The sequence below is a fragment of the Synechocystis salina LEGE 00031 genome, assembly GCF_015207985.1.
GTDB lineage: Bacteria > Cyanobacteriota > Cyanobacteriia > Cyanobacteriales > Microcystaceae > Synechocystis > Synechocystis salina.
Genome location: NZ_JADEVV010000001.1, coordinates 162,024 through 169,549, shown reverse-complemented (window position 1 = coordinate 169,549; position 7,526 = coordinate 162,024). Strand labels below are relative to the sequence as shown.

The 7,526-nt window shown below is 51.6% G+C and carries 7 protein-coding genes; 5 read left to right on the top strand and 2 right to left on the bottom strand.

All coding sequences use genetic code 11. The annotated features are described in order from the left end of the window. On the bottom strand, positions 1–841 hold an 841-nt coding region (locus IQ217_RS00795; RefSeq protein ID WP_194018564.1), incomplete at its 3' end, for a GHMP family kinase ATP-binding protein. Between the two features lie 191 nt (positions 842–1,032). Between IQ217_RS00795 and IQ217_RS00790 the strand changes: the two genes are divergently transcribed. Then, entirely contained in the window at positions 1,033–1,332 is a 300-nt protein-coding gene (locus tag IQ217_RS00790) for a YkvA family protein (RefSeq protein ID WP_194018563.1), read from the top strand. A gap of 163 nt (positions 1,333–1,495) precedes the next feature. Here IQ217_RS00790 and purT read toward each other — a convergent pair whose 3' ends face one another. After that, positions 1,496–2,671 carry a phosphoribosylglycinamide formyltransferase 2 gene (gene purT, locus IQ217_RS00785; RefSeq protein WP_194018562.1) on the bottom strand — a complete coding sequence of 392 codons (1,176 nt, stop codon included), beginning with the start codon at positions 2,669–2,671 and terminating at the stop codon, positions 1,496–1,498. A 124-nt stretch (positions 2,672–2,795) separates the two neighbouring features. Between purT and IQ217_RS00780 the strand changes: the two genes are divergently transcribed. The 4 genes from IQ217_RS00780 (at position 2,796) to psbC (ending at position 7,414) form a co-directional block, all read left to right on the top strand. Then, positions 2,796–3,260 carry a YidH family protein gene (locus tag IQ217_RS00780; protein WP_228023851.1) on the top strand — a complete coding sequence of 155 codons (465 nt, stop codon included), beginning with the start codon at positions 2,796–2,798 and terminating at the stop codon, positions 3,258–3,260. Positions 3,261–3,308: 48 nt separating this feature from the next. Next, complete coding sequence (gene dnaA, locus IQ217_RS00775; RefSeq protein ID WP_194018561.1) at positions 3,309–4,652, top strand: chromosomal replication initiator protein DnaA; 1,344 nt, start codon at positions 3,309–3,311, stop codon at positions 4,650–4,652. A 337-nt stretch (positions 4,653–4,989) separates the two neighbouring features. Further along, positions 4,990–6,048, top strand: a complete 1,059-nt coding sequence (psbD, locus tag IQ217_RS00770; RefSeq protein ID WP_010872429.1) for a photosystem II D2 protein (photosystem q(a) protein) — start codon at positions 4,990–4,992, stop codon at positions 6,046–6,048. Next, positions 6,032–7,414, top strand: coding sequence for a photosystem II reaction center protein CP43 (gene psbC / locus IQ217_RS00765; RefSeq protein WP_014407100.1), 1,383 nt, complete (start codon positions 6,032–6,034; stop codon positions 7,412–7,414). Before psbD ends, psbC begins: the two co-directional genes overlap by 17 nt. Positions 7,415–7,526: the final 112 nt, after the last annotated feature.

Sequence of the window (7,526 nt, the reverse complement as noted above, 5' to 3'; positions counted from 1 at the left end):
ACTTACCGCCCCAGGCCCCTGCTTCCCGCCCCTGTTGGTAAATACCGTCAATGTCGCCGTTGGAAATGCCCACATCCAAGCTCCGTTTTGCCTGCCAGGCTTGGTCCAGTAACTCCCCAAAGGCAGATAGGCATTGATTACTGGTCAAAATATCCCAACCCTTGTCCACCATGGCACGCATCAGTTTCAAAGTTTCTCGGTTATCTCCCACCCGTTTTAATTGCTTTTCCACCACATTGGCCGCCCGCCTTTTAATACCAGTAAAAACAATAAAGATATGTTCTTCAAACTCCGCCATCCTTGCCGGAGCCATGGTGACCCGACTAACCACAATGTCATCTTCCTTACGGAATTCCACTAAGTTAAATCCCCCCATGGCGGCCATTAACTGGTCCTGACAGCCCACTTTATCGTTAACTAAATGCCTTTCCACATAAATAGCTTCATAGGCCAAATCCAAAGGACGAATAAATTCCCCCTTAAAAGAGTGCAAAGCCTGGAGCAAGGAAACGGTAAAGGCAGAAGAGGAACCTAGGCCGGTAAAAGCTGGTAAATCTGCCACATTATGGAGCTCAATATCCTTTTCCAAACCACAGAATTTCAGACATTCCCGAAAAACCACATGCTCCATCTCGCTGGGATTTTTAACCAATTCCACTTTGCGATAGGAAACTCGAATGGAATAGTCAAATAAGTGGCTCAGAAAAGGGCTAGCAGTGACGTAGGAAAATTTGTCGATCGCCGTGGCTAGGACCGCACCACCATGCTGGAGAAAATACTCAGGATAATCAGTTCCCCCACCAAAAAAACTAATGCGGACAGGGGCACGGGAAATCAGCATGGGCCTGGCAAAGACAAGGTTAACGACAGATACATTATTGCCGACTGGGGGGCAATGTCAGCGTTCAATGCCTAAAACCACGGCCCAAACCTAGCCCTGGAGAGGAATCCGTCCCTAACCCTGGGAGTTTTCCCCCCCGGATCCCCCAAGGGATCTGCCAAAATTAAACTATTCTTTCCCCATAGCACCCCATGAAATTTTCCCTCGAATCCCTCTACGGCTGGTACCGTCAAATGCTCAACCATCCCCGGTACCGCTGGTGGATTGTTCTTGGCTCCTTGGTGTATCTCCTCAGCCCCATCGACTTTCTGCCCGACGTTTTCCCTGTGCTTGGTTGGATTGACGATGGTTTAATTGCCACTTTATTAGTCTCAGAAATTTCCCAAATGGTCCTCACTGGCTTGAAAAATAAAGCCGTCAAACAGGAAAAGAATGCCCCCCAGGAATCTGTGGTGGTGGATGTGGTGGGACAAGATGTAGCCCACAGTTAATCTAATCGTACTTAGTTTAGCTTGTCGTTGCATTCCTCCGATTCTCTAACCCTGGAAGACCTTCAGAGTCAGAGGGTTTCGAGAATGGAATCAAGTCGCCAAAACCTAGACTTCTGTGAACTTCCCTAGTCAATTTATCCCCTGGGAAGTTTTTGTTTGCCAATTATTCCGTTTGCACAGTTACCTTTTCGGCCACGGCTTGGGCTAAGCGTCGAGCTTGATCAACGGATTCCCCCCGGGCTAGGGCTACCCCCAGACGACGATGGGGTCGGGCATTGGGTTTACCAAATAACCGCAAATCCGTATGGGCTTCGGCCAAGGCTTCTGCGACTCCACTGTAACTAAGATTCTCCCCAGCTTCAGGGGCCAGAATAACCGCACTGGCGGCGGGGCCCGTTTGTTGGATGTGGGGAATGGGTAAACCTAAAATGGCCCGCAAATGTAACTCAAATTCGTTCAAATTTTGGGAAATTAGGGTAACCATGCCGGTGTCATGGGGCCGGGGAGATAATTCGGAAAAAATCACTTCCTCCGGGGTAATGAAAAATTCCACCCCAAAAATGCCCGCTCCCCCCAAAGCATCGGTGACTGTTTTGGCGATCGCCTGGGCCTGGGCTAACTGCCCTGGGCTTAAAGGGGCCGGTTGCCACGATTCTTGATAATCTCCCCGTTCTTGGCGGTGGCCAATGGGGTCACAAAAGAGGGTTTCCCCCTGCCATTGGCGGATGGTCAGCAAAGTAATTTCCAACTCGAAGGGAATGAACTCCTCCACAATCACTTTGGTTTGATCCCCCCTCGCTCCGGCGATCGCCGCTTGCCAAGCTTGGGCTACCTCTTCATCACTGTTAACCACCGATTGACCCTTACCAGAGGAAGACATCACCGGCTTAACCACGTTGGGAAAACCGATGGTCTGGCTAACTTGCTCCAACTCGGCCAGACTGGTGGCGTAGTCGTAACGGGCAGTGCGCACCCCCAATTGTTGGGCGGCCAACTCCCGAATCCGGTCCCGGTTCATGGTGAGATTGGTGGCTTGGGCCGTGGGAATGACCCTATAACCCTGGGTTTCTAGCTCCAACAATTTTTCTGTGCGGATCGCTTCCACCTCCGGCACAATCCAATCCGGCTGATATCTTTTTACCACTGCTGCCAGGGCATCCCCATCCAACATGGAAATGACTTCTGAAACCTGGGCCACCTGCATGGCCGGAGCATCAGGATAACGGTCCACCGCAATTACTCGATTACCCAATCTTTGGGCGGCAATGGTAAATTCCTTACCCAGTTCCCCGGAGCCAAGTAGCAAAAAGGTTTGGGGCAAAGTAACGGGGTTGACCATGGTTAAATGTTAGAGGGCAGGGGTTGACCACCGGCTAGGGTCCCGGTTTTCCCCAGTTTCCCACAGTTATTGCCCCCTTAGCCCTCGGATAAATCCTTGGTTATAGCCGTCAAAGTTCCGTGGGTTGGGCTTTGTTAGCGCCCATGGCCATGACGAACTGCAAAGTTACCTGCCAGCAGAATGTATGGATAACTATCCGCCGCCGCCAGAACCCTATAATTTAGCCAATGAATTGGCCAAGGAACGGAACCGGGCCGCCGCAGAACGAACCTTGATGGCTTGGATTCGCACCAGTCTTTCCTTGATTAGTTTTGGCGTGGGCATTGACCGCATTGTCGCCGCCATCCACGGCGCGTTTCCGGGAGGCAGAAATGGTTTTCATTTATCCCGGACTTTGGGTTTATCCTTTATTATCATTGGCACCCTGGCCCTACTGGCGGCGGCCATCAATCACCGTCAAGATTTGAAGCACATTGACCGGGGACGCTTCACTTACCAGTCCCGCCTGTCCATTAGTTTTGTGGTGGCGATCGCCTTGGTGGTGGTGGGAACGTTTGCTTTTTTAGCGATTATGTTCCAGTCGCTTTAGGCAGTTCGAGTTTGCCAATAGGCTTTTTCCTAACTACATGTATCTTTAATGGTCTCCTGCGAAAATCTTTGGCAACAGGCCCTGGCCATCCTGGCAACCCAGTTAACCAAACCGGCTTTTGACACTTGGATCAAGACATCAGTCCTGACGTCCTTGGGGGACGGGGTGGCCACCATTCAGGTGGAAAACGGCTTTGTCCTCAACCATTTGCAAAAATGCTATGGCCCACTGCTGATGGAGGTGCTGACGGACTTAACTGGGCAGGAAATCACGGTGGAGTTAACCACCGACGGTCTAGAGCCCCACAGCTTAACTCCTCGCCAGTCCCCCCTGAAGGTGGAGGCTACGGCCAAAAATTCCACTGCCCTCAATGCCAAATACACCTTTTCCCGTTTTGTGGTGGGACCCACCAATCGCATGGCCCATGCCGCTTCCTTGGCAGTGGCGGAATCCCCCGGGCGGGAATTTAATCCCCTCTTCCTCTGTGGTGGCGTTGGTCTGGGAAAAACCCATCTCATGCAGGCGATCGCCCATTACCGACTGGAAATGTATCCCAATGCCAAAGTTTATTACGTTTCCACAGAGCGATTCACCAATGACCTGATCACCGCCATCCGCCAGGACAATATGGAGGATTTTCGGGCATATTACCGCAGTGCCGACTTTCTGCTCATTGACGATATCCAATTTATTAAGGGCAAAGAGTACACCCAAGAGGAGTTTTTCCACACGTTCAACAGCCTCCACGAAGCGGGCAAACAGGTGGTAGTGGCCTCCGATCGGGCCCCCCAAAGGATTCCTGGCTTACAGGACCGGCTCATTTCCCGTTTTTCCATGGGTTTAATCGCTGATATCCAAGTGCCGGATTTGGAAACCCGCATGGCCATTCTGCAAAAAAAAGCTGAGTACGACAGGATTCGTCTACCCAAGGAGGTTATTGAGTACATTGCCTCCCATTACACTTCCAATATCCGGGAGCTGGAAGGAGCCCTAATTCGGGCGATCGCCTACACGTCCCTATCGAGTGTGGCCATGACAGTGGAAAATATTGCGCCGGTGCTCAATCCCCCGGTGGAAAAGGTGGCCGCCGCCCCGGAGACCATCATCAGCATCGTGGCCCAGCACTATCAGTTAAAGGTCGAAGAACTACTCAGCAACTCCCGCCGCCGGGAAGTTAGCCTGGCTCGTCAAGTGGGGATGTATTTGATGCGTCAGCACACGGACTTGAGTTTGCCCCGCATTGGGGAAGCCTTTGGTGGCAAGGACCACACCACCGTCATGTACAGTTGCGACAAAATCACCCAACTACAGCAAAAAGACTGGGAGACCAGTCAAACCCTCACTAGCCTCAGTCATCGCATCAATATTGCCGGCCAAGCCCCGGAATCCTAGACCCCTGGCGATCGGTGATTATGAGAATGAATATGTCAGAATGTAAAATATTTGCTAATAATATGTAGATGCGTTTCGGCAAGGAACGCCAACATCAGTGCAGGTTTGGCCCCTGTGGCCCGGCTTGCTACCCATAAGAAAATGGCATCAGGAGAACAAATATTGTTCCACCGACAGGCCACATTTGGGTTTTGGCCAACCGCTCTACCTTAGCGGTGTAGTTTCCAATCGTCTCGTCTTATTAGAGAATGGAGTCTAAATGGCATAACCCAAATTACAAAAGCCTCCTTTAGAAATTCTTGCCTTTGATGCTAGCTACGCAAGAGGATTTGCATTTATGACTATTGCAGTCGGACGCGCCCCAGTCGAAAGAGGATGGTTTGATGTCCTCGACGATTGGCTAAAGCGTGATCGTTTCGTATTTATTGGTTGGTCTGGTTTGCTACTCTTCCCCTGTGCCTTCATGGCCCTGGGGGGATGGCTCACCGGCACCACCTTCGTTACTTCCTGGTACACCCACGGTCTAGCCAGTTCCTATCTAGAAGGAGCTAACTTCCTGACCGTGGCGGTCTCTTCCCCCGCCGATGCCTTCGGCCATTCCCTCCTGTTCCTCTGGGGGCCTGAAGCCCAAGGTAACCTGACCCGCTGGTTCCAAATTGGTGGCTTGTGGCCCTTCGTTGCCCTCCACGGTGCCTTCGGTCTGATTGGCTTTATGCTGCGTCAGTTCGAAATTTCCCGTCTGGTCGGCATTCGTCCCTACAACGCCATCGCCTTCTCTGGTCCCATTGCGGTGTTTGTCAGCGTCTTTTTGATGTACCCCCTGGGACAATCCAGTTGGTTCTTTGCCCCCAGCTTTGGGGTAGCGGGAATCTTCCGGTTCATTTTGTTCCTACAAGGTTTCCACAACTGGACCCTGAACCCCTTCCACATGATGGGTGTAGCAGGGATTTTGGGCGGCGCCCTCCTATGTGCCATCCACGGTGCCACGGTGGAAAACACCCTGTTTGAAGATGGGGAAGATTCCAACACTTTCCGGGCATTTGAACCCACCCAAGCAGAAGAAACCTATTCCATGGTGACCGCTAACCGTTTCTGGTCTCAGATTTTCGGTATTGCCTTCTCCAACAAACGGTGGTTGCACTTCTTCATGTTGTTCGTGCCGGTAACTGGTCTCTGGATGAGTTCCGTGGGTATTGTTGGTTTAGCCTTGAACCTACGGGCCTATGACTTCGTCTCCCAGGAACTACGGGCAGCGGAAGACCCGGAATTTGAAACGTTTTATACAAAAAACATTTTGTTGAACGAAGGGATGCGCGCCTGGATGGCTCCCCAAGATCAACCCCATGAAAACTTTATCTTCCCTGAGGAGGTTCTCCCCCGTGGTAACGCTCTCTAATACTTCGATGGTGGGGGGACGTGACCTTCCCTCTACCGGTTTTGCTTGGTGGTCGGGAAATGCCCGACTGATTAATCTCTCCGGTAAATTGCTTGGTGCCCACGTGGCCCACGCCGGTTTGATAGTTTTCTGGGCTGGGGCCATGACCCTGTTTGAAGTTGCCCACTTCATTCCCGAAAAACCCATGTATGAACAGGGTTTAATTCTTCTGCCCCACATTGCTACCCTGGGTTGGGGCGTTGGTCCCGCTGGGGAAGTGACTGATATTTTCCCCTTCTTTGTGGTAGGGGTACTGCACTTAATTTCTTCGGCAGTTTTAGGTCTTGGGGGTATTTACCACGCCCTCCGCGGCCCGGAAGTGTTGGAAGAGTATTCCAGCTTCTTTGGCTACGACTGGAAAGATAAAAACCAGATGACCAATATCATTGGTTACCACTTGATCCTGTTGGGTTGTGGTGCTTTGCTACTGGTCTTTAAAGCCATGTTCTTTGGCGGTGTGTATGACACCTGGGCCCCCGGTGGTGGGGACGTGCGGGTGATCACCAACCCCACCCTCAACCCGGCGATTATCTTTGGCTATCTGCTGAAGGCGCCCTTTGGGGGAGAAGGTTGGATCATCAGTGTCAACAACATGGAAGACATCATCGGTGGTCACATCTGGATTGGTTTGATCTGTATTTCCGGTGGTATTTGGCACATTCTCACTAAGCCTTTCGGTTGGGCCCGCCGTGCCCTGATCTGGTCTGGGGAAGCTTATCTCTCCTACAGCTTGGGTGCCCTTTCCTTGATGGGCTTTATTGCCTCCGTCTTTGTTTGGTTTAACAACACTGCCTATCCCAGTGAATTCTATGGCCCCACCGGCATGGAAGCTTCCCAATCCCAAGCCTTCACCTTCTTGGTGCGGGACCAACGTTTGGGCGCTAACATTGCTTCTGCCCAAGGCCCCACTGGTTTAGGTAAATATCTGATGCGCTCTCCTTCTGGGGAAATCATCTTCGGTGGTGAAACCATGCGTTTCTGGGACTTCCGTGGTCCTTGGTTGGAACCCCTGCGTGGCCCCAATGGTTTGGACCTCGACAAGCTCCGCAATGACATTCAGCCCTGGCAGGTACGTCGGGCGGCTGAATACATGACCCATGCTCCCCTTGGTTCTTTGAACTCCGTGGGTGGGGTAATCACCGATGTTAACTCCTTTAACTACGTTTCTCCCCGGGCTTGGTTGGCTACTTCCCACTTTGTCCTTGGCTTCTTCTTCTTAGTTGGTCACCTCTGGCATGCTGGTCGTGCTCGGGCCGCAGCCGCTGGTTTTGAAAAAGGCATTGACCGGGAAACTGAACCCACGTTGTTCATGCCTGACCTCGACTAGATTGAGACTTTTCTGATTTTGCAAAGGTTTTGCTTTAGTTAAACCCAATTGATTAGTGTCCCCTGCCCATTTGGTGGGGGATTATTATTTTTAAGATAATCCTATTTTTTGG

Bases quoted from the DNA above. Each gene is read 5' to 3' on its own strand.
- purT (WP_194018562.1), bottom strand. From the start codon at position 2,671: ATGGTCAACCCCGTTACTTTGCCCCAAACCTTTTTGCTACTTGGCTCC.
- dnaA (WP_194018561.1), top strand. From the start codon at position 3,309: ATGGTCTCCTGCGAAAATCTTTGGCAACAGGCCCTGGCCATCCTGGCA.
- IQ217_RS00790 (WP_194018563.1), top strand. From the start codon at position 1,033: ATGAAATTTTCCCTCGAATCCCTCTACGGCTGGTACCGTCAAATGCTC.
- psbD (WP_010872429.1), top strand. From the start codon at position 4,990: ATGACTATTGCAGTCGGACGCGCCCCAGTCGAAAGAGGATGGTTTGAT.